Source organism: Paenibacillus sp. FSL P2-0089, assembly GCF_038595095.1.
In the GTDB taxonomy this organism is placed as follows: Bacteria; Bacillota; Bacilli; order Paenibacillales; family Paenibacillaceae; genus Paenibacillus_AQ; species Paenibacillus_AQ silagei.
Genome location: NZ_CP152006.1, coordinates 6088892 through 6113591, shown reverse-complemented (window position 1 = coordinate 6113591; position 24700 = coordinate 6088892). Strand labels below are relative to the sequence as shown.

General features: G+C 50.6%; 23 protein-coding genes. 15 read left to right on the top strand and 8 right to left on the bottom strand.

What is annotated here, in order from left to right; genetic code table 11:
• Positions 1-328: 328 nt before the first annotated feature.
• Positions 329-1750 (bottom strand): glycoside hydrolase family 1 protein, encoded by a 1422-nt coding sequence (locus NST69_RS25675; RefSeq protein WP_339251059.1) that lies wholly within the window; start codon positions 1748-1750, stop codon positions 329-331.
• Positions 1751-1889: 139 nt separating this feature from the next.
• Here NST69_RS25675 and NST69_RS25670 point away from each other — a divergent pair, with 139 nt between their 5' ends.
• On the top strand, positions 1890-2861 hold the full coding sequence (locus tag NST69_RS25670; RefSeq protein ID WP_342547479.1) for a LacI family DNA-binding transcriptional regulator: 972 nt from the start codon (positions 1890-1892) through the stop codon (positions 2859-2861).
• A 74-nt stretch (positions 2862-2935) separates the two neighbouring features.
• Here NST69_RS25670 and NST69_RS25665 read toward each other — a convergent pair whose 3' ends face one another.
• The 3 genes from NST69_RS25665 to NST69_RS25655 form a co-directional block, all read right to left on the bottom strand.
• Positions 2936-3634, bottom strand: coding sequence for a DUF6710 family protein (locus NST69_RS25665; protein ID WP_342547478.1), 699 nt, complete (start codon positions 3632-3634; stop codon positions 2936-2938).
• 113 nt (positions 3635-3747) lie between these two features.
• Complete coding sequence (locus tag NST69_RS25660) at positions 3748-4716, bottom strand: carbohydrate kinase (RefSeq protein ID WP_342547477.1); 969 nt, start codon at positions 4714-4716, stop codon at positions 3748-3750.
• Between the two features lie 33 nt (positions 4717-4749).
• The gene (locus NST69_RS25655; protein ID WP_340980283.1) at positions 4750-5790 is read right to left on the bottom strand and encodes a LacI family DNA-binding transcriptional regulator; all 1041 of its coding nucleotides are present in this window, start codon (positions 5788-5790) and stop codon (positions 4750-4752) included.
• Between the two features lie 453 nt (positions 5791-6243).
• Here NST69_RS25655 and NST69_RS25650 point away from each other — a divergent pair, with 453 nt between their 5' ends.
• Genes NST69_RS25650 through NST69_RS25635 form a run of 4 tightly spaced genes read left to right on the top strand, consistent with a single transcriptional unit; the run spans position 6244 to position 11225 of the window.
• Positions 6244-7182 carry an ABC transporter permease subunit gene (locus NST69_RS25650; RefSeq protein ID WP_076085341.1) on the top strand — a complete coding sequence of 313 codons (939 nt, stop codon included), beginning with the start codon at positions 6244-6246 and terminating at the stop codon, positions 7180-7182.
• Between the two features lie 12 nt (positions 7183-7194).
• Positions 7195-8076 carry a carbohydrate ABC transporter permease gene (locus NST69_RS25645; protein WP_036732509.1) on the top strand — a complete coding sequence of 294 codons (882 nt, stop codon included), beginning with the start codon at positions 7195-7197 and terminating at the stop codon, positions 8074-8076.
• Positions 8077-8094: 18 nt separating this feature from the next.
• Positions 8095-9714 carry an extracellular solute-binding protein gene (locus NST69_RS25640; protein WP_036732511.1) on the top strand — a complete coding sequence of 540 codons (1620 nt, stop codon included), beginning with the start codon at positions 8095-8097 and terminating at the stop codon, positions 9712-9714.
• A gap of 56 nt (positions 9715-9770) precedes the next feature.
• Entirely contained in the window at positions 9771-11225 is a 1455-nt protein-coding gene (locus tag NST69_RS25635) for a glycoside hydrolase family 32 protein (RefSeq protein WP_342547476.1), read from the top strand.
• 155 nt (positions 11226-11380) lie between these two features.
• On the opposite strand, the gene NST69_RS25630 is transcribed toward NST69_RS25635, so the two are convergent.
• The gene (locus tag NST69_RS25630; protein WP_209879119.1) at positions 11381-11854 is read right to left on the bottom strand and encodes a DUF2798 domain-containing protein; all 474 of its coding nucleotides are present in this window, start codon (positions 11852-11854) and stop codon (positions 11381-11383) included.
• Between the two features lie 144 nt (positions 11855-11998).
• Between NST69_RS25630 and NST69_RS25625 the strand changes: the two genes are divergently transcribed.
• From NST69_RS25625 to NST69_RS25615, 3 genes are all read left to right on the top strand, one after another.
• On the top strand, positions 11999-12415 hold the full coding sequence (locus NST69_RS25625; protein WP_340980280.1) for a MarR family transcriptional regulator: 417 nt from the start codon (positions 11999-12001) through the stop codon (positions 12413-12415).
• A gap of 279 nt (positions 12416-12694) precedes the next feature.
• Positions 12695-14524, top strand: coding sequence for an APC family permease (locus NST69_RS25620; protein WP_209879170.1), 1830 nt, complete (start codon positions 12695-12697; stop codon positions 14522-14524).
• Positions 14525-14685: 161 nt separating this feature from the next.
• Positions 14686-15450 (top strand): hypothetical protein, encoded by a 765-nt coding sequence (locus NST69_RS25615; RefSeq protein WP_342547475.1) that lies wholly within the window; start codon positions 14686-14688, stop codon positions 15448-15450.
• Here the strand turns inward: NST69_RS25615 and NST69_RS25610 are convergent.
• Positions 15425-17764, bottom strand: coding sequence for an AraC family transcriptional regulator (locus NST69_RS25610; protein WP_342547474.1), 2340 nt, complete (start codon positions 17762-17764; stop codon positions 15425-15427). The two genes, NST69_RS25615 and NST69_RS25610, sit on opposite strands and share 26 nt — an antisense overlap.
• Positions 17765-17949: 185 nt before the next feature.
• On the opposite strand from NST69_RS25610, the gene NST69_RS25605 reads away from it, so the two are divergent.
• The 6 genes from NST69_RS25605 to NST69_RS25580 all read left to right on the top strand — a co-directional run bounded on the left by NST69_RS25605 (position 17950) and on the right by NST69_RS25580 (position 23251).
• The gene (locus NST69_RS25605; protein ID WP_342547473.1) at positions 17950-19479 is read left to right on the top strand and encodes an extracellular solute-binding protein; all 1530 of its coding nucleotides are present in this window, start codon (positions 17950-17952) and stop codon (positions 19477-19479) included.
• A 67-nt stretch (positions 19480-19546) separates the two neighbouring features.
• Positions 19547-20008 carry a GNAT family N-acetyltransferase gene (locus NST69_RS25600; protein WP_340980276.1) on the top strand — a complete coding sequence of 154 codons (462 nt, stop codon included), beginning with the start codon at positions 19547-19549 and terminating at the stop codon, positions 20006-20008.
• A 31-nt stretch (positions 20009-20039) separates the two neighbouring features.
• The gene (locus tag NST69_RS25595; RefSeq protein ID WP_340980275.1) at positions 20040-20486 is read left to right on the top strand and encodes a GNAT family N-acetyltransferase; all 447 of its coding nucleotides are present in this window, start codon (positions 20040-20042) and stop codon (positions 20484-20486) included.
• Positions 20487-20921: 435 nt separating this feature from the next.
• Positions 20922-22241: a transcriptional regulator gene (locus NST69_RS25590; protein WP_342547472.1), complete on the top strand. Its 1320-nt coding sequence runs from the start codon at positions 20922-20924 to the stop codon at positions 22239-22241.
• 472 nt (positions 22242-22713) lie between these two features.
• On the top strand, positions 22714-22992 hold the full coding sequence (locus NST69_RS25585) for a type II toxin-antitoxin system RelB/DinJ family antitoxin (protein WP_342547471.1): 279 nt from the start codon (positions 22714-22716) through the stop codon (positions 22990-22992).
• A complete protein-coding gene (locus NST69_RS25580) occupies positions 22985-23251 on the top strand; it encodes a Txe/YoeB family addiction module toxin (protein WP_342547470.1) in 267 nt (88 codons plus the stop codon). Before NST69_RS25585 ends, NST69_RS25580 begins: the two co-directional genes overlap by 8 nt.
• A 193-nt stretch (positions 23252-23444) precedes the next feature.
• Here NST69_RS25580 and NST69_RS25575 read toward each other — a convergent pair whose 3' ends face one another.
• Together NST69_RS25575 and NST69_RS25570 are read right to left on the bottom strand one after the other, a co-directional pair.
• Positions 23445-23717, bottom strand: coding sequence for a DUF6809 family protein (locus tag NST69_RS25575; protein ID WP_342547469.1), 273 nt, complete (start codon positions 23715-23717; stop codon positions 23445-23447).
• 141 nt (positions 23718-23858) lie between these two features.
• Positions 23859-24038 carry a CopG family transcriptional regulator gene (locus tag NST69_RS25570; protein WP_340958303.1) on the bottom strand — a complete coding sequence of 60 codons (180 nt, stop codon included), beginning with the start codon at positions 24036-24038 and terminating at the stop codon, positions 23859-23861.
• Between the two features lie 321 nt (positions 24039-24359).
• On the opposite strand from NST69_RS25570, the gene NST69_RS25565 reads away from it, so the two are divergent.
• The gene (locus NST69_RS25565) at positions 24360-24695 is read left to right on the top strand and encodes a metalloregulator ArsR/SmtB family transcription factor (protein WP_342547468.1); all 336 of its coding nucleotides are present in this window, start codon (positions 24360-24362) and stop codon (positions 24693-24695) included.
• Positions 24696-24700: the final 5 nt, after the last annotated feature.

Below are 24700 nucleotides of genomic sequence, written 5' to 3'. Positions count from 1 at the left end.
TGTATACAGATTTCTTGATTCAAGCCGCTGTTTGCGGTTGAAATCCGTATACAAAGGCGGTCGCTATCGCTCCTACAGTTCCAAATTTCCCCTCTGCTCCTTCCCAGCTTTTTGTTAATGGCTTATTCAACTGAAATTGATATCTTCAGTTATCGGGGGGGAGGGGCAGGTAAAGACCGGCGGAATGGGCCGCTGTCGCTACCATTCCTACAGTCTAACCCAGGCTGGGCGCATGAAGAACGCAAGAAGCTATCTTTTTCCATGAAAAAAAGGCTGTCCCAAGCAGCCTTTTATGGCTTTTCGGGACAACCTGTATTGTCTGGCTATTCTATTGGCCTGAGCGCCGCAGGCTTTGTCCATTGGTAGCAATAACATCCTTGTACCAGTGGAAGGATTTCTTGCGGTAGCGCTCCAGGGTTCCTGTATTGTCGTCGTGGCGGTCTACATAGATGAAGCCGTAGCGTTTACTTAGTTCAGCGGTTGACGCACTGACCAGGTCAATACAGCCCCAAGAGGTGTATCCCATGACTTCAACGCCGTCCTCGATGGCTTCGCCCACCTGCACCAGATGGTCATTCAGGTACTCAATCCGGTAGTCGTCATTGACGGTTGGCACGCCGTCTTCGCCGGTGATCAGCTCATCCTTGGCTCCGAGTCCATTTTCCACAATAAATAGCGGCTTCTGGTAACGGTCATAGAACATATTCAGCACATAGCGCAGACCCTGCGGGTCAATCTGCCAGCCCCATTCGGAAGCCTTCAGGTATGGATTAGGTGCGCCCCCGATCAGGTTGCCTTCCTGGGTACGTTTGCTGCTGTCTCCGGTCTCGCAGATGCTCACATAATAGCTGAACGAGATAAAGTCAACGGTATGCTTGAGAATGTCCGCATCGCCAGGCTCCATGTGAATCTCAATGCCGTGCTCTCTGAAGTAACGTTTCATATAGCCAGGGTACACGCCTCTCGCATGCACATCTCCGAAGAAGTAATTCATATGCTCTGACTTCATTGCCGCAATGACATCGTCCGGGTTAGGCGTGAGCGGATATGTTGGCATGCTTAGGATCATACAGCCGATCTGGGCCTGCGGATTGATCTCATGTCCGATTTTGACCGCTGTAGCACTTGCGACCAGCTCGTGATGAATGGCCTGGTACAGATCCTGCTTGCTCAGCTTGTCCTTCGGTGTATAGATCCCGCCGCTCATGAATGGCTCGTGCAGGATGGAGTTGATCTCGTTGAAGGTCAGCCAGTACTTCACTTTATCCTTGTAGCGGGTGAATACCGTTCTGGCATACCGTTCATAGAAGCCGACTAGTTGCCGGTTCACCCAGCCGTCATACTGCTTGGACAAGTGCAGCGGAGTTTCGTAGTGGGAGAGGGTCACCAGCGGCTCAATGCCGTATTTGTGACATTCATCGAACAGGTCATCGTAGAATTGCAGACCTTGCTCATTAGGCTCCAGCTCGTCGCCGTTCGGGAAGATTCGCGACCAGGCGATGGAGGTACGGAAGACCTTGAAGCCCATTTCGGCAAAAAGCTTAACATCTTCTTTGTACCGGTGGTAAAAGTCGATGCCGACCAGCTTCATATTATCCTCGGTAGGCACCTCGGTGATAGGGCCCCTTATTCCTTGCGGAGCTACGTCTTGAGTGGACAGGCCTTTGCCGTCTTCGTTGTATGCGCCTTCCAATTGGTTCGCAGCGACTGCGCCGCCCCACAGGAAGCCTTCAGGAAATGGAGTGTTCATAGATAATCCCGCCTTCTATTAGTTATGGATTCAGATATGGTAAGCTGTTCATAGGTCCTATAATTCAATGCTAAATGTTGTAACGCGTTACATGTCAAGTATTATTATAAAGATGAAAAATTATGTAAGGAGAGCCATCATGTCGAATCTGGATCAAATCGCTAAACTGTCGGGATTCTCCAAAGCTACAGTATCGAGGGTGCTGAATCGTTCTCCCCATGTGAGCCAGGCAACGCGGGAGATCATCCTGAAGATCATGGAAGAGCTGGACTATGTGCCGAACGGCAATGCCATCTCCTTGTCCACAGGAGAGACGATGCAGATCGGGATGGTAACGGAGGGGATCAACGAGGTAATGCTGCCTTTTCTGAACAGCTTCGTGGAGACTGCGAGCCGGCACGGATATCAGACGATTATCTATACCTCCGGGGGTGATCCGGCCAAAGAGTTGCAAGCCTTCGAGGATATGCGGCGCAAAAGAGTCGATGCGCTGGTCATCAGCACCTGCGTTAACGATCAGGCGCTCCTGGGCTCCTATTGCAAATACGGGCCGATTGTCTCCTGGCAGCGGATGGAGCTTCCTGAGATTCAGAGTGTCGCCATGAATCAATATGACGGGTACATGCTGGGACTTGAGCATGTGATCGGACGGGGTTATACGCGGATTGCCAATGCTTGGGGCAGGCCGGCCAGTATGAATACCTCCGGGCGGATACAGGCGTACCAGGATGCTGCCCGCAAATATCATCTGGAGGTGAACCAGGAATGGTCGCAGACAGGGATCTTTTCCATCCGGCAGGGTGAGGAGCTGATCCGCAGGCTGCTGCTGATTCCTGGCGGGCCTCCGAATGCCATCCTCTGCGCCAATGATATGGTAGCGGCAGGGGTGCTGAGCGAAGCCCGCAGACTTAAGGTGAAGGTACCGGAGGAACTGGCGATTGTCGGCTTCGACAACACGGAGCTGGCCCATACGCTGGGGATCACCTCACTTAATAATCCGATTGGCGCACAGGCGCAGAATGCGCTGCATCTGATTCTCGGCAAGCTGAAGGGGGAAGAGGCGGAGCAGGAGCCGCTGGGGTTCCAGCTCGTGCCGAGAGCGACTACTTAAAGAAGCCGTGAACCGTCCGATTTGGGCGGGTTCGCGGCTTCTTTGCTGTTTGGGAAATTATGGTTTGTCGTCCCTCAGAAAATAATCTTCTGCGCCGCCATGATCCGGCCGATCTCAAAGATAGCGGCGCATTCCACGAAATGAACCTCGGAGATAATCGAATGGTCATGCGTTCTGTAGTAATATCTGCCGTCGGTATACACGTGATCATAGATGAGGCTGATGTCATACACCGAGGTGGGGTAGAGCTCCCCTTCGCCCTTGGCGATCCCCGCCGTTATGGAATGATGCCCTGAGCCTTCCACGAAGGAGATGCCAAGAGGGAGCCAGAGGGTAACCTGATGATCCTTATCCTGCCGCCAGCTTCCGTTCAGGGTACCTTCACCTATGCGGATCAGACTGTCGCGCAGCTTGCGAGGAATCCAGGGGGAGGGGAAGACCAGGTCACGTGCCAGTTTGATGATTCTGCTGCTGTTGTCAATCTGCCGCATCAGGAAGTGGAAGCTCCGTCCGTCCAGCGTCACCTCGGCCCATTCATCAAAGAACAGGTTGTCCGAGAACATCCGCTCCATCTGGTCGACCTCCCCGTAGAGCGCGGGCATCAGCATGAGCTGGCTCTGAATACGTCTGCCTATCAGCCGGATGAAGTCCACAATCGGATGGGTCTCGGGCTGGAAATAACCATAATTGATATCATAATAAAAGCCGAGATTCTCAATGATTAAATCCTTGGCAAACGCCATGAGATTATCGAATTCTTGTTTCATCGTCATGCAAAAGCTGCTCCTTCAACCATATGATAATGTGCTTATCATATTACGTGCCATGCTCCCCTGTCTGTGATGAAAACAGCAGGTAAAGATTGGTTTAACAGCAGCTCCGCAGCTTACCCGGCAAATTCCTGGACCTCGTCCAGTGTCGGCAGCGCAGCAATCGCCCCGACCTTGGTGCAGACCATCGCCCCCACCCGGTTGGCGAAGGTGACGAATTCTTGCTGCAGCTCCGCGCTGCGGGTGAAGTCCGCCGGATGGGCCAGCTGGCTGATCCGGCAGAGCAGCGCTCCGATGAAGGCATCGCCGGCACCCGTGGAATCGATGGACTTCACGGTGATGCTCGGAATCAGCAGCCGGGAGTCCGGGGAGGAGATGAGGGTGCCGTCTTTGCCCAGAGTAACGGCTACTGCTCCGGCTCCCCACTCATGCAGCATATCAAGGGCGGCATCACGGTCCGCTTCGCTTGTAATCAGCTGCAGCTCCTCGTCGCTGACCTTTACCAGATCGGCCTTGGAGATACCGGCTCTGGACAGCGTGATGAATTCCTCCTGACGCCCGGTCCACAGATCGCCCCGGTAGTTGGGATCGAAGGAGACGAACTGTCCGTTCGCCTTCGCTTCATCCATGAGCGTCATATAGACCTCGCGGAAGGGATCAGCCAGCAGCGCTGTCGCCGAGCCGAAATGAAGCATGGCCGCCTCACGGACGGCTGCCCGGTCAAGCTCTTCCAGCCTGAGCAGCCGGTCTGCCCCGCGGTGGAACACAAAATCGCGTTCCCCGTTCGCTGAGCGCGAGACAAAAGCCAGTGTGGTCGGGCTTGCGGGATCAAGCAGCAGCATCGAGGTATCCACGTTCTGTTCTTCCAGCGTCTGCTTCAGGAAGAAGCCGAAGGGATCGGCTCCGACTTTGCCGAGGAAGGCGGAGTGGCCGCCGAGCCGGGCAATGGCTGCACTTACGTTCGCTGGGGCTCCGCCGGCCTGCTTGGAGAAATGCCGCCCTGCGGTCAGGCTGACGTCAACATCGGTGCAAAAGAAATCAATGAGCAGCTCGCCCGCACAAAGGACTGAACCATGTAGTTTCATTGTGAAATAACCTCCAGGCAGAATGGGTTGGTATTAGCTAAGAGCGGGGGTAGAGTCTCTGAATACAACGTCTGTAGCGACATGTGTCACCTGATAGGGCTTGGCAGGGTCCTTGATCCGGGAGAGCAGCATTTCGGCAGAGACAATCCCCATATGACCGCTGTAAATATGTACCGTTGTCAGATGGGGTTCGATGATCCGGGATTCCGAGGCATCGTCGAAGCCGCAGACCGCAACCTGCTCCGGCACTTTGATTCCTCTGTTCTTAAGTGACTTCATGACACGGATTGCGATGAAGTCATTGGCGCAGATGAAGGCGGAGGGCCATTCGTCAAGGGCGTCCAGCTGCTGATCCATCCAGTCCGCCTCCAGCATGTAGTCCCGGTCCTGACCCACAATGCATAATTCGGGATTGAGCGGGATACCGGCCGCGGAGAGTGCCCGATTGAAGCCGATCCAGCGTTCATTGAAGCTGCGGCAGTGGTTGTAATCGCCTACAAAACCGAAGCTCTGCACTCCCTGATCCATCAGCTTGCGGGTCATGGAACACACACTGTGCTCATTCTCCATGAGCATCAGATCTGCCTTCAGCTCCGGATAAATAATGTCGGACGCGCAGTCAATGAAGATCGTTGGAATGCCGAGCTCGGTAACCAGCCCGCTGTATTCTTTACTGAACATTTCAATACAAATGATGCCGTCCACGTTCGCAGGCTCGAAATTGCCGGGCAGAGTCATACCGTTAATATCGTTCTCCCGGACAAAATAAATGGACAAGGTATAGCCTTCGGTACTGATACGCTTCTCCAGTCCGCTGAGCAGCTGGGAACCGAAGTGGGAGCTGTTGGGGAGATTGCTGGTCAAAAGGGCGATATTACCCTGATTCTCAGAGGCGCTGCCTGCTGCTTCCAGATAGGAGAATTGTTTATATTTGAGCTCGATGGCCTTGTTGATGACCTTCTCCCGGGTCTCGGGAGGAATGCTCTCTGCACCGTTCAGGGCTTTGGAGGCCGTATTTCTGGAGATGCCTAGCGCATCTGCAATGTCTTGAATGGTGACCTTTGCTTTCTTCATCACTGTGTTCCACCTTTGTTTCCCCGTATTAGTAACCTCTGCTACCTAATATATAGCATTTACTCAATATTGACAACGTAATTTTACAAATGCACAAATTTATTTTACAATTCAAAAATTAAAGGCACTGATAAATACTAATATCTATGTTAATGTTACATTTGCACTGTATAATGCACGGTTTTAATTATTTTTTGTGCAAAATGTATTGACTTATAATCACCATCTCTGATAAATTGTAAAGGCAAAACATGTTCAAATGTAAATTTGAAAACCTATTCATTTTGTTAAATGTAAATTAATAGTTAGACCGGAGGTGGGTAACCTAACCGTCAGGAGGATAGACAGATCCGGGCGGACCTATGCCATGTGAATGGCAAGCTAGCAGCGGCCCTGTTGCACAGCAGCATTAGCACAGCCGCACTGTAAGGAGGGGGAAAATTGGCAAATCCGATGGTTCAACAAAGGGGTACTGAACTCAAATCACGTAAATCAATTCTAAGCTATCTGCGCCGGAATTATATCCTGTATTTATTCTTGGCTCCGGCCGTAATTCTTACCGTTATATTCAAATACGTTCCAATGTACGGCGCTATTATTGCCTTCAAGGATTTCAGCCCGCGCAGAGGCATCCTGGGCAGCGCATGGGTGGGCTTCGAGCATTTCGAGCGGTTCCTCTCCTCGCCGAATTTCTACGATATTCTAATGAATACGCTTAAATTAAGCGCCTACGGGCTGATTCTGGGTTTTCCGGTGCCGATTGTGCTGGCGCTTATGCTGAATCTGATCCGCAGCGCGAAGCTGAAGAAGAACATCCAGCTGATTGTGTATGCACCTAACTTTATCTCGGTTGTGGTTGTCGCAGGGATGCTGTTTGTCTTTCTGTCGCCGACAGGTGTGGTGAACGCGCTCATTACTACTTTTACAGGTAAGCCGGTGTCCTTCATGAGTGATCCCGCTTACTTCCGTACCGTATATATTCTGTCAGGCATCTGGCAGACGGCAGGCTGGTCCTCGATTATCTATGTAGCCACGCTGGCCGGTGTAGATCCGCAGCTTCATGATGCGGCGACGATTGACGGTGCCTCCCTGCTGAAGCGCATCCGCCATATCGATCTGCCCGCGCTGAGGCCGGTGATGGCCGTGCTGTTCATCCTTGCCGCAGGCGGCATCATGTCCATCGGCTATGAGAAGGCCTTCCTGATGCAGACGGCGCTCAATACCCCGACCTCGGAGATCATTGCGACCTATGTCTACAAGGTGGGTCTGCAGGCCGGCGATTATGCCTATTCCACCGCGATCGGATTATTCAATTCCGTCATTAACGTAATCCTGCTGGTCTTCGTCAATACGGTCGTCAAACGGCTGAACGAAGGGGAAGGGCTGTATTAAAAGGAGGTAAGTATGGATATTCAATATTCCGGGAAGGACCGGATTCTGGTTGTTATCACGTATATATTGCTTGGTTTGTTCATCCTGGTCATTCTGTTTCCGCTGGTGTATGTCGTGCTGGCCTCCTTCTTAACACCGAATGTGCTCATTACCAAGGGGCTGGCCATTGCGCCGTCGGACTGGACCATTACAGGCTACGTCAAAATTCTCAGCAACGACGCGATGATCCGCGGCTTCTTCAACGCCTTGTTCTACTCTGCCGCCTTCGCGCTGGCTACGGTATTCTTCTCCGTCTTCGCGGCGTATCCGCTGTCTATTGAGGGGCTGGCCGGGAAGCGGCCGGTAATGATCTTCTTCCTGATTACGATGTTCTTCGGCGGCGGTCTGATTCCGACCTATCTGGTCGTGAAGGATCTGGGGATGCTGAATACGGTGTGGGCGGTGATCCTGCCGGGGGCGATCAGCGTGTTCAATATTATTCTGGCGAAGACCTATTTCCAGGGCCTGCCCAAGGAGCTGTTTCAGGCGGCGAGTATCGACGGGGCGTCTGATCTGGGCATTTTCTTCCGGATTGTATTGCCGCTGTCCAAACCGATTATCTTCGTGCTGGCTTTATATGCCTTCGTGGGGCAGTGGAACTCTTATTTCGATGCCATGATTTATCTGGACGATTCCCGGCTGTTCCCGCTGCAGCTGGTGCTGCGTTCGATCCTGATTCAGAATCAGGTGCAGCCCGGCATGATTGCCGATGCACTGGCCCAGGCGGAGCTTAAGAAATTGTCTGAAATGATCAAATATTCTGCCATTGTTATCTCCAGTCTGCCGCTTATCGTGATGTATCCGTTCTTCCAAAAATACTTCGAGAAGGGCGCCATGGTCGGCTCCATTAAATAATATTAGGGGGAATCTCATATGAAAAAAACATTGCAAACCTTGTCTGTGCTGGCACTCTCGGCTTCCGTGCTTGCGGGCTGCGGCGGAGGGGGCGGCAATTCCTCGGCTTCGGAGGATTACAAGCTGGAGAATGTGACGCTGCCTCTTAAAGAGAAGGTATCGCTGCACTTCATGTCCCAGAGCTCAGCGCTGGCGCCTGCCGATCCGAACGAGAAGCTGATCTACAAGCGGCTGGAGGAGAAGTCCGGGGTCCACATCGATTTCACCAACTACACGAACGACGCTTTTATTGAGAAAAGAAATCTGGCTGTAGCCAGCGGGGACCTGCCGGATGCAATCATCGATGCCGCGTATTCGGATTATGATCTGCTGACCCTGGGCAAGGACGGAACGATTGTGCCGCTGGAGGAGCTGATCGAGAAATACATGCCGAATCTGCAGAAGGTGCTGGCCGCCGCGCCGGAGTACAAATCGATGATGACTGCGCAGGACGGGCATATCTATGCTTTTCCATGGATTGAAGAGCTGGGCTCCGGCAAGGAGAGCATTCATTCGGTCAACGGGATGCCGTGGATCAATGTGGAATGGCTGAAGAAGCTGGGACTCGCTATGCCAACTACGACGGAGGAGCTGAAGAAGGTGCTGGTTGCCTTCAAGAATGATGATCCGAACGGGAACGGCCAGAAGGATGAGATCCCGCTGTCTTTTGTGCTGAATAACGGCAATGAGGATATGAACTTCCTGTTCGGTTCGTTCGGTCTCGGGGATAACGGCGATCACACGGTGGTTACCAATGACGGCAAAGTGGTCTTCACCGCAGGCCAGGACGGATATAAAGAGGGCATTAAGTATCTGAACGAGCTGTACCAGCTTGATCTGATCGACGAAGAGGCGTTTGAACAGGATTACAACACCTATCTGGCTAAAGGGCAGAGCGGGCGCTACGGTCTCTATTTCCAGTGGGATAAAGCCAATATTACCGGGTTCAACGATAAATATGATCTGATGCAGCCGCTTGCCGGACCGGACGGAGAGGTCAATGTAGCCCGTACGAACAACTTCGGTTTTGACCGTGGACGGATGGTTATTACCGGTTCAAATAAGAATCTGGAGCTTACCGCCAAGTGGATTGACCAGCTCTATGAGCCGCAGCAGTCGGTTGAGGACAACTGGGGAACGTATGGGGATGAGACGCAGCAGAATATTTTTGAATACGATGAATCGGCCAAAATGCTGAAGCATCTGCCGCTGGAAGGCGCGGCTCCGGTTGAATTGCGCCAGAAAACCAGCATCGGCGGTCCGCTGGCGATCCTGGATGAATACTACGGTAAGGTGACTACCAAGCCGGATGATGCTGCTTGGCGGCTGGACCTCATGAAGGAGAAGCTGGTGCCTTATATGAAGGCCGATAACAACTTCCCGCGTGTCTTCTACTCCCTGGAGGATCAGAAGGAATTGACCGCCATTGAGACGGACCTGTTCGCTTATGTGAACCGCAAGCGCGCGGAATGGACCAAGACCGGTAAAGTGGAAGAGGAATGGAAGGATTACCAGGCAGAGCTGTCCAGACTCGGGCTGGACAAATGGCTGGAGATCAAGCAAAGAGGATATGACAGCTATCTCAAGAACAAAGGCTGAGACTGCACTAGCCGCGGAACATGATGAACTTATAAATAGATAAAGGTGGTAATGGAGTGGAAATTATCGGGAGAACCAAACACAGGCCGGCGCTGCATTTTACGCCGGAGCAGCATTGGCTGAATGATCCAAATGGACTGGTTTATTACGAAGGGGAATATCATTTGTTCTATCAGTATCATCCGCATTCCTCCATCTGGGGGCCGATGCACTGGGGTCATGCCGTCAGTAAGGATCTGATTAACTGGGAGGAGCTGGACATTGCGCTGTACCCGGATGATCACGGCTATGCGTTCTCCGGCAGCGCAGTCGTTGACTGGAATAATACCAGCGGGCTATTCCCGGAGAAGCCGGGTATCGTTGCCATCTATACCAGTCATCAGGAGCCGACGGAATCGTCGCCTGCCGTGCAGAGACAGAGCCTGGCCTACAGCCATGACAATGGCCGGACCTGGATCAAGTATGCAGGCAACCCGGTGCTGACGCATCCTTCCAAGACCGATTTCCGTGATCCGAAGGTGTTCTGGTCTGAAGCTCACGGGAAATGGATGATGGTGCTGGCGACCGATCAGACGATCACGTTCTACTCCTCCCCGAATCTGCGGGAGTGGAGCCTGGAGAGTGAATTCGGTGAGGGTGCAGGCTCTCATGATGCAGTATGGGAATGCCCGGATCTCTTCGAGCTCCCGGTGGAAGGGACAGGAGACAGCAGGTGGGTGCTGCTGGTCAGCATCGGTGATAACAGCGGGGCGAGATACGGCTCGCGGACGCAATATTTCGTCGGTGGCTTCGACGGCTCCGTCTTCACACCGGAGCACAGCGACATCCGCTGGCTGGATTATGGCAAAGACAATTACGCAGGGGTCAGCTTCTCCGACATTCCGGCTGCAGACGGGCGGCGGATCTTCATCGGCTGGATGAGCAACTGGCGGTATGCCAATCAGGTTCCAAGCCAGGGCTGGCGCGGAGCGATGACGATTCCGCGGGTACTGACGCTGCATGATGCGGCAGACGGCCGGATGATGATCCGCCAGCAGCCGGTAGCAGAGCTGGATCGTTACTTCGCGGCAAAGTCTGCGGCATTGCCGGAGATGCTGCTGATACCGGGCGAGCGCCAGGATATCAAGTGCAAGGATTCAGCCCTGGAGCTGCGGCTTACACTTACGGACAATGAAGCGGAAGAATTCGGTCTTATTATTCATCATACAGCTACTGAGTATACTGAACTCATTTACTCTGCTGCTGAAGACACTCTAACCCTGCACAGAGATCAGTCCGGCGAGACCGGCTTCTCAGAAATATTTCCCGATCTCCAGAGCACCGGGGGAATCGGCAGCCTGAAGAGCCTGCGTATTCTGCTGGATGCCTGTTCGGTGGAGATATTCGCCAATGACGGCCTTGCCGCCATCACCAGCCTGGTCTTCCCTGGAGGCATCTGCTCGGGCCTAAGCTTCTATGCTAAGGGCGGCAGTGTACGGCTCCAGGGCGGGCGCCTGTCTTTCATGGAATAAATAATCAATAGAATGAATCCCGGACAAGGGTGTTCCGCACAGCCATGAGGTCATGGCTTGCTGAGCACCCTTTTTGGTATGGCGGGAACACCGCAGCCATGGCTGGAGGCCATGCCCGTATTCGAGTAAAAGCGGCGGGCTGGTTTCAGCCAGCCCTAGACGCCTGGTGCTGCCGTACGGACCGGAAACATCCGGCTGAACAGGAAGCGGGTCAGCGGACCGGCCACCAGGAGCTGGAGCGGCAGGGCGCAGATGAAATTAAGCCCCAGGATGGAGAAGTAATGACGGAAGAAGTTGTCCCCGAATCCGAAGTGTGCTAGTGTGCCGTATAGAGACATGAGAATGACCATGCCGCAGACCATGAAGCACGAGATCGTCAGCACTTTGCGGATCTGGGGTGCGGACGGCTTCACTATTTTGAAGGCCAGCCCTTTGGCAATTCTGCCAACCACCACAATATCGCAGAACAGGGCAACGGCAAGTGCCGGGAGCAAGCCCACAGCCACATCCGTGAGCAGTCTGCTGTTGAGTCCATTCGCTATAATCACATTGTAAAAAGACATAAAGACGACCATGCAAAAACACATCATACTGGTGAAAATTAAAGCTTCCTTTTTGTTACTGCCCATGTTTCCGAACTCCCTTAAATGTAAGTTTGTCAAACTTCACTTATAGTAGCAGTGGGATGGATTATTGTCAACCTGGTTGACAATTGGAGCGACAGTAATTCTCGGTTAGACGGAACTGCATTTCTATCTATGGAGGTCTTGTAAATGAAGGAATATATGAGCGGGTTGAATCTGGTCGATATGATCAGCGAGAAGCATAAGGTGCTGCGGGACAAGGTGAACCAGATGAGCGGCGAGCCGCTGAATAAGACAGAGACGCATATTCTGGCGATGCTGGAGCAGCACGGCGTTCTGTCCATTTCGGAGATCAGCAGGCTGATCAGCATTTCCCGCCAGGGGACGCAAAAGACGATCAACAATCTGCTGGATGAAGGTTACGTGGATACTGCTGCTAAGGAAGGGAATAGCCGGGACAAGCCTATCGTGCTCACGGCGAAGGGGACAGCGGCTTGCCGGAGTATGCTGGAGATCAAGCAGAATATTGAAGCCGAAATCACGGCACGGATCGGCAGGGAGCAGGTGGAGCTGCTGCGGACGCTGCTTACACAGGACTGGCTCTAAGACCTCCTGAAAATGGCTGAATATAGCAAAAAAAGCTGAAATAAGCAAAAGGGACCGAGCGGAAAGCCTGCTTGGTCCCTTTTGCTGTGTCTTTCGGCGAATATCATTTGTTATTCATGGTTTGGGGTTTGTCTAGGATATCTGCATATATACAGATGGTGATAAAAGAATTAATGTAGTATCGAACGGCAGCAAAAATAGTGTCTGTATCCAATTAAAGGTCCAGATTTTATTCGTGCACCAGGGGTAATATAACAATAAAAAAGTCGGTGAGTGATGATGATGTCTTCGGTAAAAAGGTTCCTGATCGGACGGCCGCTGAAGTCCGATCAGCTGGGAGAACAGAAGCTTAACAAAACCAAGGCCCTAGCCATACTGTCCTCAGATGCTTTGTCCTCTGTGGCCTATGGCCCGGAGCAGATTCTGCTGGTGCTGATCACGGTTAGTACAGCCGCATTCTGGTATTCCATTCCGATTGCAGGCGGGGTACTGGTGCTGCTGCTGGCCCTGATACTCTCCTATAGGCAGATCATCTTCGCCTATCCCCAGGGCGGCGGAGCTTATGTTGTATCCAAGGAGAATCTGGGTAAATATCCGGGTCTGATTGCCGGGGGCTCCTTGCTCGTCGATTATATACTTACCGTAGCGGTCAGTGTCTCTGCGGGAACGGATGCGATCACTTCAGCTTTTCCGAGCCTGCATCCTTATAACGTGATAATTGCCATCATCTTCGTCCTGCTGATCACGACACTGAATCTGCGCGGGGTTACTGAGTCGGCCTCTTTCCTTGCGTACCCGGTCTATCTGTTCGTACTGGCGATGTTCATTATGATCGGGCTGGGCCTGTTCAATGTGTTGACCGGAAGAGTACCGGCGGAGCTTCACACCTCACTGGGAACACCGGTGGCCGGAATCAGCCTGTTCTTGCTGCTGCGGGCGTTCTCCTCGGGCAGCTCGGCGCTGACTGGGGTGGAGGCCATATCGAATGCGATCCCCAATTTCAAGGCACCGGCACCGAATAATGCAGCCAAAACCTTAGCGGCGATGGGAATTCTGCTCGCGCTGTTATTCTCAGGCATCGTGTTCCTGGCGTATTATTACGGCATTGCTCCGCGTGAACAGGTTACGGTGGTGTCCGATATTGCCGAGCATGTCTTTGGCCGCAACTTCATGTATTATGTTGTGCAGGGAACGACAGCTTTAATTCTGGTTCTGGCGGCGAACACCGGATATTCCGCATTTCCGCTGCTGGCTGTGAATCTGGCGAAGGATAAATTCATTCCCCGGATGTTCACTGTGCGCGGAGACCGTCTGGGGTACTCGAACGGAATTCTCAGCCTGGGCATCTTGTCGATTATCCTGATCATTGCCTTTGAGGGGCGGACGGAGCATCTCATTCCGCTGTATGCAGTCGGGGTCTTCATCCCATTCACCCTGTCGCAGACAGGCATGATCGTCAAATGGCTCCGGCACAAGCCAGAGGGCTGGCTGCCTAAGCTGATCATCAATGCAATCGGGGCGCTGATCAGCTTCATTGTCACGATGATGTTCTTCCTGACCAAATTCACGCAGGTCTGGCCGGTCCTGGTCTTCCTGCCGCTGATTATCCTGTTCTTCTACCGCATCTACAAGCATTATGAATCGGTCGCCGATCAATTGCGGGTAGCCACCTGCGGGGAGCCGCCGCTTGCGATTGAAGGGAATATCATCATCCTGCCGGTAGCAGGGATTACCCATGTGGTGGAGAATTCCTTGCGGTATGCCAAGTCGCTGAGTGCGCAGCAGATTATCGCCGTCCACATCCCGTTCGAGCGGGAGGATGACGCTATTTTCGAAGAGAAGTGGAAGAAATTCCATCCTGAAGTACGGCTGGTAACGTTGTATTCACCTTACCGCAGCATCATTCATCCATTGACCAAGTTCATTGATACGGTTCAGCGCAAGGCCAGCGAGTCGAATTATCAGGTGACCGTCATTGTCCCTCAATTCATACCGAAGAAGGGCTGGCATAACATTCTGCATAACCAATCGAGCCTGCTGATCCGCGCGCATCTGCTGTACCGGCGTAATGTAATTATCACTACCGTCCCTTATCATTTGAAAAAATAACAGGATTATGCACATGGAAGCCTCCAGCTTACGGATATCCGCAGGCTGGGGGCTTTCTGTACCTCCCCGGGATGTGTTAAGCTTGACTCCATAAGAGAAGATTCGCTTCTTCAAGGTACGGTTAAGCTAGTAGCAACAGTCAGCGGATGGAGGGACAGAGGTTGAAGAAACGCAGGTTGAACGGGACTCGAATTAAGGCAATACTGATGATGCTTATGCTTGTCCTGCTGCTTACAGGGTGCGCGCAAGGCACCGCCCATGTAACCGTGAAGAAGGACGGCTCCCTGGATCTGGCCTTCAGTCTTATGCTGGATGCCCGGGCAGAGAAGCTGGTCAGCGGCAAAGTGGAGGAGCTTCTAACCACCCGGCTGGCGGCCGCAGGCATAGAGCTGAAGAAGACAGCAAGCGGCAAATCAACGGAATATCAATTTCATAAATCGTATGCTTCGATGGAGGAGCTGAAGAATAGCAGCAGCGGCTTTGATATTGTAGAGGCTAAGGTGGGACAGACGGACAGGTGGCTGTATACCAAATACGATGTGATGGCCCAGCCTAAGCTGAACGCCTACTCCGATGAGATTATCCACGGCATCGGCAGCTTGAATGTCCCTAAGTCCCTGGTGCGGCTGCTGATGGGCAGCTTCTCCGTCGATTTCAAATTAACGATTCCCTATGATCTATACGGGGCTAATAATGCGGCCGAGCAAGACGGCAACACGTTAACCTGGCATGTGTCCCTTGCGGATTCCGAGCCGATTCAGCTGGTAGTCTATGTACCAGATATCAGGAATATTGCGATTACTGCAGGCGGCATCTTGCTTATTCTGGCTGTACTTCTTACATGGTTTATCAGAAAAAGAAAGCTGAAGAGGCTCGAGGCCCCGCCTGAAGGCAAGGCCCCTACTCATCGCCCGGGACCGCTCTAAGCTTCGTGTGGAAGCTCTCCCGGTACTGCCCGGGGGTCATCCCCTCCTGCTTACGGAAGGAACGGATGAAATTCTGTGAATTATTGTATCTCAGGCGGGAGGCGATATCCTTCACGGGCATATCGGTCTCCTCCAGCCATTTCTTGGCCATTTTGAACCGGTACATGGTCAGGTAATCACTGAAATAATACTGCGTCTCCTTGCGGAATACACTGCTGATGTAGTTGGCGTTATAATGCAGCCGGGAAGCACACTCCTCCAGCGTCAGATCCTGGTCATACTCATGCTGGACGATGTCGATCAGCTTCTCGGAGATATTATGATACTGGGCGTTCTGCCTGCTGTGGAAGATGACGATGACCGGCTGAATCACAATGGTCCAGAACCAGTCTTCAATCTCGGCCACGATATGCAGATCGGTCAGCTCCTCGAACAGGGAACCGCCCGCGTGATAGATCTGATTCAGCGTAATTCCCGATTCCTGCATCATAATGAGCGTATTGTTCAGCAGCCGGGTCAGCGGAATCTGATATTCCTGCGGCGACAGTCCCAGCGCAAAAATACACTTGAACAGCTTATGCAGCAGCTCCTTCGCCTTATCGCTGTCCGCCAGCTTGATGGCATCCATCAGGTCATTTTCCGTGTGGGTCGGGTAGTTCAAATTGAGATAATGCTTGCCGGAATTGATATTCTCGTACTGGATAATGATGCCTTTGCCCAGGGTAATCCGGTGCTTCAGAGCCTCCAGGCTTTCCCGGTAGGCAATGGACATTTTGTCAAACGAATGAAACGGCAGGCTCAGCCCAATGCTGACCTGCAGCTTCAGGATCCCGTTAATCTCCTGCTGGAGCTTCTCCGTCAGCGCATAGAGCATCCGGTGAAAAGCTTCCGTGCTCTCCTCCTCACTTCCGATGACGACAGTCAGGGCATGGCCCATCATCACAGGGGTTAGCCTGTGATGCGCAGAGACCAGCTCCTGAGTCATATTATGCGCTGCAAATAAGAGCAGATTGAGATCCTTTTTCTCATAGCTATTCTCCTCGGAGAAGTCGATGCTCAGCGTAATGACAGCCATCGTCTTCCATTCCTCGACTTGCTTACCGTACCCGTATTGCACAAGCTCCTCCATCAGCTCGCGTCTTCTCAGATTGCCTCCGAACGCCTGAATCAGAAAGAAGGTCCGCACCTGTCCGAGATGCTGGCTAACCTCCTTCTCCAGCTGTGACTTGGATTGGAACAGGGAATGGACCTGCTCACCGATGAGCTGGAATTCATCCGTACGCCCTGCCCGCAGACCGGGACGGCGCAGTCCAATCTGGGTCAACAGCCGTTCGATGGGTGTGTACATACGCCGGGAGCCGAGCCAGGCAAGCAGCACAGACAAGAGCAGCATGAACGTGCAGACGAATACCGTGTAAGTGCCAATTTTGCCGGATTCGCGGGTCAGACTCTTGATGGAGGTGGCCGACAGATAGATCCAGCCGTTCAGCTGGGAACGCATATAGGTGATCGAGTAATCGGCTTCATTAAGCTTGGTCTTGAATTGTCCCGATGGCTCAGTGGTAGCGGCGATCTGCTCGAATCCCGTGAATCCGGCCGCTGTGGCAGGCTCTCCGATCAGCTTGCGGTCCGGATGCAGCAGAATCCGACCGCTTTTATCCAGCACCATAATACTGTCCAGCGGCTGCATATCGGGATTAATGAAGTCCTGGAGACTGCAGGCCGGAATATTGGCCAGAGCCAGTCCGTATTTCTGCAGCTTGGTGGTCGGCAGCTTCTTAATCAGGCTGATGCTGTAATTGCAGCCGGTCACGTTAATGCTCTCTTCACTGTAGAACAGGGAGGAGGGGTTCAGCACCCAAGAAGAGCTGCCTTCCACATTCAGCAGATTCGTCAGCTGCCCGTAATTGCGGTATTCATTCAGCCGGTAGAGCCCGGAATTCTTGATCATCCAGTTCTGGCGCTGATTGAGCAGGATGACATCCTCCAGCTTCGTATCGAAGGACTGCATATTGCGGATTTCATTGCGAATGTCGTTATATAAAATGAAATCGTTTTCACTAAGCGGGTTGTTCAGCGCCTTCTTCAGCACCGAAGAGTTTACGACCTGGTTCAGTGTCTGGTTGACAGTATTCAGCTTATGCTCTACATTTGAGGTAATTTGTAAAATGAGTTCCTTTTTGCTTTCATTAACATTTTTTTGAATCTCGCTGGAGGATGTGAAATAGGAGAACGAACCAATGAACAGCACCGGCAGGATGCTGATGGCGAACGCGAACATAGTTAATTTACTGAGAAAGCTAAGATGTTTCAACAGCGTTCAGCACCTTTGCATGAAATAGGAAAATCACTGTCTTAAGTGTATGCATCACGAAGGATAATAACAATAATCATCTGGTGCCGCAATAATCATTTTCTCTAATCATTCATACATAAGCTGCATTATTCAATAGATAGGCTTCTAAGGCAGATAAATATTACGCTTCAGGGGGTTATGGAATGTTCAACCGGTTAACGGGCAGGAAGAAAGCTCTTGCAGGGTGCTTCATCCTATTCTTATTGTTCATTATATTAAGCGCTTGCAGCGGGGATAAGTCTGAGCATTCCGATTCAGCGGGTGCCCCGGCGCCGATCTCGATTCTGGCACCGCTGCATTTTCCGCAGACGCCTTCAGCGGAGCTGATTGCCGAGATTGAGAGACTGACCGGGACTCAGCTCGATATTACCTGGGTGCCGGAAGGCGTCTACACGGACAAAATGAATACCGCACTGACCACCGGCTCCCTCGGCAAAGTAACGTTCGTGAAATTCACCGATTATAATCCGGTCAAGAATATGATCCGCTCGGGCGCTTTTTGGGAGATTGGTCCCTATCTGGCGGAATTTCCGAATCTCAGTCAATTGAATGCGGCGATTCTTAAGCAGACTTCGGTGGACGGGGGAATCTATGGTCTCTATACAGAAAGACCGGCTTCCCGGCAGGGCATTATTATCCGCAAGGACTGGCTGGAGAAGCTGCATCTCAGTCCGCCCGGAACGCTGGAGGAACTCTATGAGGTGATGAAGCAGTTCACCACGAATGACCCGGACGGCAACGGCAAGGCAGACACCCTCGGACTGGTGGACCGTAACGATCTGGTGTACGGGGTATTCAAGACGTTAAGCTCCTATTTCGGCACGCCGAATAACTGGAAGATCGAAGATGGACAGTTCATCCCGGAATTCGCCACCCCTGAATATATGGACACGATGAACTTCATGCGCAAATTATACAAGGAAGGGATCATTAACCAGGATTTCGCCCTGACCAGCAAGGAAGTGCAGCGGGACAAATTCATCCGGGGAACGGCCGGGATCTTCATCGGGAGCATGACGGATGTGCAGCGGCTCTCCATTGAGGCCAAGGCGATCAACCCCAAAGCAGAGCTGACGCTGATTAACAGGATTAAAGGGCCGGACGGATATAAGGTATGGTCCATACCGAAGTACAACGGCTTGTACCTCTTTTCACGTAAAGCCATTGCTACCGAGCAGGAGCTGAAGCAGGTGCTGGGATTCTTCGACCGCACGATGGATGAGGATGTAGCCAACCTGATGGCTTACGGCTTCGAGGGCCGCCATTATAAGCTGGACGGGGAAGGCAAAGTGATTCTTCCGGAAGAAACGTCCCAGCTTCGGGTGTATGAGGTCAATCCGCTCAATTCCCTGATGATCGCCGATGTAGGCAATACCCATATCAAGGAGGTCGCACAAAAGGAGCAGCTCACCGCCCTGGCCGACCAGCTCAGCCGGGATAACGAGCAGTTTCTGGTCGATGACCCTACCGTGTCGCTAACCTCGCCGACCTATGACGAGAAGAACGCCGAGCTGTCCGCGATCATCGTGGATGCCACCTACAATTATATTCTCGGCAACATCGACGCCGCCGGCTTCGCCGGGGAGGTCGAGAAATGGCACGCCAGCGGCGGCAGCCTGATTATTCAGGAGTACGGGGAGGCGGAGGGGAAGGCGCGGGAGGGGGAGGAGTGAGAGGATAATTTACCAATATTATGATAGGATGATATTTATACCTCAACTGTTGATATAAGGAGAAAACATGAAACCAATCGTTATCCAACCTGTGAACGCCCAGAATTGGGAAGAAGCTCTAGAGATATCTGTTGGTGAGGAGCAGCGCAACTTCGTTCCTTCTGTGATGGAGTCCCTAGCATATGCCTATATCAAGCCGTGGGATGAAGCGTTAGATCCGTATATTCTATCCATCGATGGAAAAATTATCGGATTCTTCTATCTTTCATTTACTCCCGGAAGCTCAGATAATTACTGGATTGGCGGGTTTCAGATTGACCACAAGCACCAACGAAAAGGCTATGGGCAACAAGCTATGGTAGAAATCATTAAATTCATTAAAGAAATCCATCCGAAGTGCAGCTTAATATCCTTAACGGTGGAACAAAGAAATTCAGTTGCAATGAAGTTGTATGAAGAATTAGGATTCACCAGCGAGCAGCGCTTGAACCAGGATGGGGAGATCATCTATACCATTCAGCTTGACTGAAGATCAATTCATAATGAAGGTTGTGAACACTTTGACTATTGTTAAATTACATAAGATTACCCCCGAGCTGGAACACGAATGTACTCAATTGAGCGTGAGCACGGAGCAGTTGGACTTGGTTGCAAGTAATGCAGATTCACTTGTGCATGCGGTAAATGAGCCTACATCGGTACCCTACGGTATTTTTGCTGAAGGAAGGATGGTTGGATTTATCCTTTTTGATAATGAAAGATATACAGACGGTTACTATTGGATTCTGAGATTTATGATTGACGGGAGATTTCAGGGTAAAGGATACGGGAAAGCAGCAATTAAAGAGGTCATTAAGATGCTGAGCAGCCGCGAGGACTGCACACAGATTAGGGTATCGCATATTCCGCATAATCTAACGGCCAATAAGCTCTATAAGGATGTGGGATTCACCGAGACTGGGGAGTTAGAGGACAACGGGGATATTATTTTGGCTTATACGATGTGAGGTTCTCCACAATTGTTCAGCCGGGTACCAGTCGCTATAAGAAAAGAATTAGGCAAATACCTGCAGTTCCTCATTGGAACTCGCAGGTATTTTGCATTTTACTGAGGACAAATAAGCTGTCTCGGCTTCAATGATAAGCTTGGAATGAGTGTGGCTGAAGGAGAATGGTGAGGAGCATTGATGTATGCGGAAAACCGAACACAATGGGCTGGTGGATGTAGGCCGAATGCTGGTCCAGACTCAGCCATCATGCAGGTGGAAGGAGAAAAATGTGGTACCACATTTGAATGGTAATCGAAATTCCAAATTTTTAAAATATAGGAAAAATACATAAATAAAGACTTGATTAATGAATCTTCCGTTGATATATTTTGTGTAATATAAAAGGGATATTATTCTATAAATAACAAATTAAAGAGGAAAGGTGGTTAGGACTTGCAGGCAACGACTACGGTATTATCGGAACTGGAGGAATATTTGCGGAGGACTGGTTTGACGATTACCCAATTTGCCAAGCGTTCTCAGCTTCATTCCGGAACACTCAGCAATATTCTTCGCGGGCACCGGCCTATTGCGATGCAGCAGTTGGACCGGATCACCCGGGCCATGGGACAGGAGGAGGGATTCTTCTACGATCTGTACATTAATGACTATATTATCGGCGGATCTTCCGACTGGCGGAGGATTGGACCGCTGCTGCTCCGCTGTGCCGAACTGAACAAGCTGGAGAGTATTGAGCGAATGGCCTGCCATATTATGGACAATCTGATGTACGCTTCCCTGTTGTTTGATAGTGCAGAAGAACTCTTCATAGCCGGGAAAAGGGATGCCGCCACCGCAATCTACGAGATTGTCGCCGAATCCGAACGTTATCAGCATTCAGAACGGCTGGCGCTATGCCAGTTCAGGCTGTTTACCATTGCGCTCAGCGATGATCAGAACCGGAACCTGTGGGCTGCGAACCCGTTCGAGCCTTTTGTCGAACGGTTGGATGAAGTAGATCAGCTGAATGCACTCAAAGAGCTTGCCAATACATACCGCTCCTTACAGCGCTGGAACAAAGTTGAGGAATACGCCGCTAAGATGGGCCATAAAGCCAGAATTCAATATGACCTGAAGGTCCTGGACGAACACAGAGCATCCGAACCCGTCAAGCTTCCCGGCAGACCGCTGTTCTTTTACATTGCGTACAGTAATTTGCTGCGTGGAAATGTCTGCGATGAGCTGGGTGATTATGAGGGGGCTTTGGGTTATGTAACGAGTTATGCTGATTTGAGCTGGGTTAGAGAGCAAGGGGATGAGGTCGAGCGTTGGAAGAGTTTGTTCATGGAGTGGTCCAAAGCTAATATTCTTTTGACAAAGCTGGTAAGTGGAGATTCTACTGTCATTGAGCAATATTCTGCCTACCTTAACGCACATCAAGAGGAGAGAATTACCGGGTTGTTGTATATGCTTAAGGCTGCTAATAAATACAACTTTAATATCGATGCTATCTTACAACAATTTAAGCAGGACCTAGAGAAGAGTGTTATTGATCTGGTCCAGGTGAGATATTCGCGCAGATTAGTTCTTGACCGTCAAGCTAATTTACTACTGGAATTGGCTAAGTACTTACTAGACAGAGGTGAATATCACAGCGGCCTAGAATTTCTAACGAAGTCGGTTCAGCAGTATCAATTGATCAATGATGAGAAGCATAAGATTCTGGGCGTTTTCACCAACATTCTTAATCAATCCCGAAGCAGTACAGGTTAACAGATGAACAAGCTATTTCTCCTACAACCCTCAAACGAACCATTACCTCTACACTGCTGATCTTCATCCAAAAATCATCCAATCACCGTCGTCGCCCACTCCCAGCAGACAGACTTCAAGCACACACTTGAACGATTTGCAGAAGTATCGGCATTTCCAGAATGGAGCTGTTGATGCAAAAGCAGCCCCGCCGCTTCAGCGGTGGGGCCTAGATATGGGACTAATCTACGAAAGATCATTTGGCTAAATTGTACATCTTAATAAAAAAAGATCCGCCTTATTGGTGAACCTTTGCAGCAGATTGATCCTGCTTTAATTTAGCTATTGCATCGCTAACCATTCACCTCAAGGGTATTCGGAGAGTTGTCTCTGTTCTCCGAACTCAATCCTCACTAAATATGCGCACGTTGTATTTACCTTGTGAGTAAAATATAATACGATGTAAACAATACTTATGAAAGAGGTGTTGAGAATGGCTCAAACCAATATCAATATTCGGATTGATGAAGACCTAAAAAAAGAAGCGGAATTGCTTTTTTCAGATTTGGGATTAAACATGACAACGGCGATAAATATCTTTGTTAGACAGTCACTACGCCAAGGTGGAATTCCTTTTGAAATCACAACTCAGACTGATCCTTTCTATAATCCATCCAACCTCAAATGGTTAAAGCAATCCATTCAACAGATGGAGCAAGGAAACACTGTGACTCAAACAATGAACGAATTAGAGAATATGGCTGATGAGTAAACTTATTTTTACAAACAATGCCTGGGAAGATTATTTATATTGGCAAACCGAGGATAGAAAAACACTGAGAAGGATCAATCAACTCATAAAAGATATTGAACGAAACGGCTATGAGGGGATAGGAAAGCCCGAGGCCCTGCGTGGCGATTTCTCTGGATATTGGAGCCGTCGCATTGATGACACCAACCGTTTAGTATATCGTATCCAAAGTGGAGTGATTGAGTTTTATGCTTTTCGAACTCATTATGGTGATAAGTAAATGTTGTACTGGGCTTGAATCTAAGCATCCAATCACCGTCGTCGCCCACTCCCAGTAGACTTCAAGCACACACCCTGAACGATTTGCAGAAATATCCTCATTTCCAGAATGGAGATGTTGATACAAAAGAAGGCCCCGTCGCTTCAGCGGTGGGGCTTAGATATGGGACTAATCCGAATATATTCTCAACGGCTTATGGCCGACTACTCATCGTTTCAATCAGTAGGTTTGCTCCTAACTTGAACCCTTCAATAAAGGCAGCTTCCACATGCATACTGTTCACGCTGTCGCACAAGTCCAAATATTCCTCTAGTTCTCGAAACACATCCTCACCTAACCGTTCGCGCCATTGCTGTGTCTCTGATGCCACTTGTCTGCAAGCTGAGCGGTATTCTGGATGTGACGGCACAATGGTCATATTGGGTTGAAGCTTCCCATGGTACAAGGCTTCCAAAATTGTTTTCATGTTTGTCCTCCCATTATGTTCATCGCATCGCTTGAATGAGCTTCCTGCACATGGTAGGATATTTATGCAGTCTGCTTATCCAAGCGGATGTGTGGGTAGGAAGTAGCGGTGTTCTTTGCGGGATTTACGCTGCTTCCTTCTTTATTTTTGGAGCTCGTCAAACACCTTTTCAATTCCCTTGCGAATCACATCGGAACGGGTCGTTTGTAGTTTTTCGGTGCAAGCATCTAGCTTGCTCAGAATCTCTTGATCAACACGTATCTCAATCTTTTTGCTTTTGGGATTGTCAGATAGAGGACGCCCCATCTTCTTAGCGGACATTTCATCACCCCTTTTTTGCCCTGACAATAATATATTATTGCCTGGACAAAAAGTCAATGAGATCCTGCATGGTTACCTTGCTTTTTCATACAAAGAATGCGGATAACTACGATGAAACTATAGAACTATACAAGCACACGTATTTTAGAGACTGAAGTAGTTGGATTTTTTCGAATGCAGCCGCTTGAAAGATTAAGGCGTGTGTAAAACCTGGTGATCTCGATTTTCTTTCCCAATATTGCAGCGTGTAACCGGGTGTGGCATACTCATCAGCAAAAGGTTCGTTTTTTTGAACGGGGAAGCGGATTGAGGGGGAGTAACATGGATAAGCAGCAAGCGGTCCGAAGGATTAGAGAAGATTTTAAAACATGCCAGCAGATCTTGTCTGCCATTGGGAATGATACACGCCAGTCGATTATTACGGCACTTATGGAGACTACATGTACAAACGGCCTGCGTGTAGGCGAGATTACGGAGCTAACCCATCTGTCGCGCCCGGCGGTGTCGCATCATCTTAGAATTCTCAGAGAGGCAGGGATTATTAGGGTCAGGGAGGAAGGGGCCAAGAACTTTTATTACATGGACGTCAGAACCAACCTCGGGACGCTGAGGAATGTAGTCACTCATATCGATGAGTTCATTGAACGGTTCTATTAGACAAA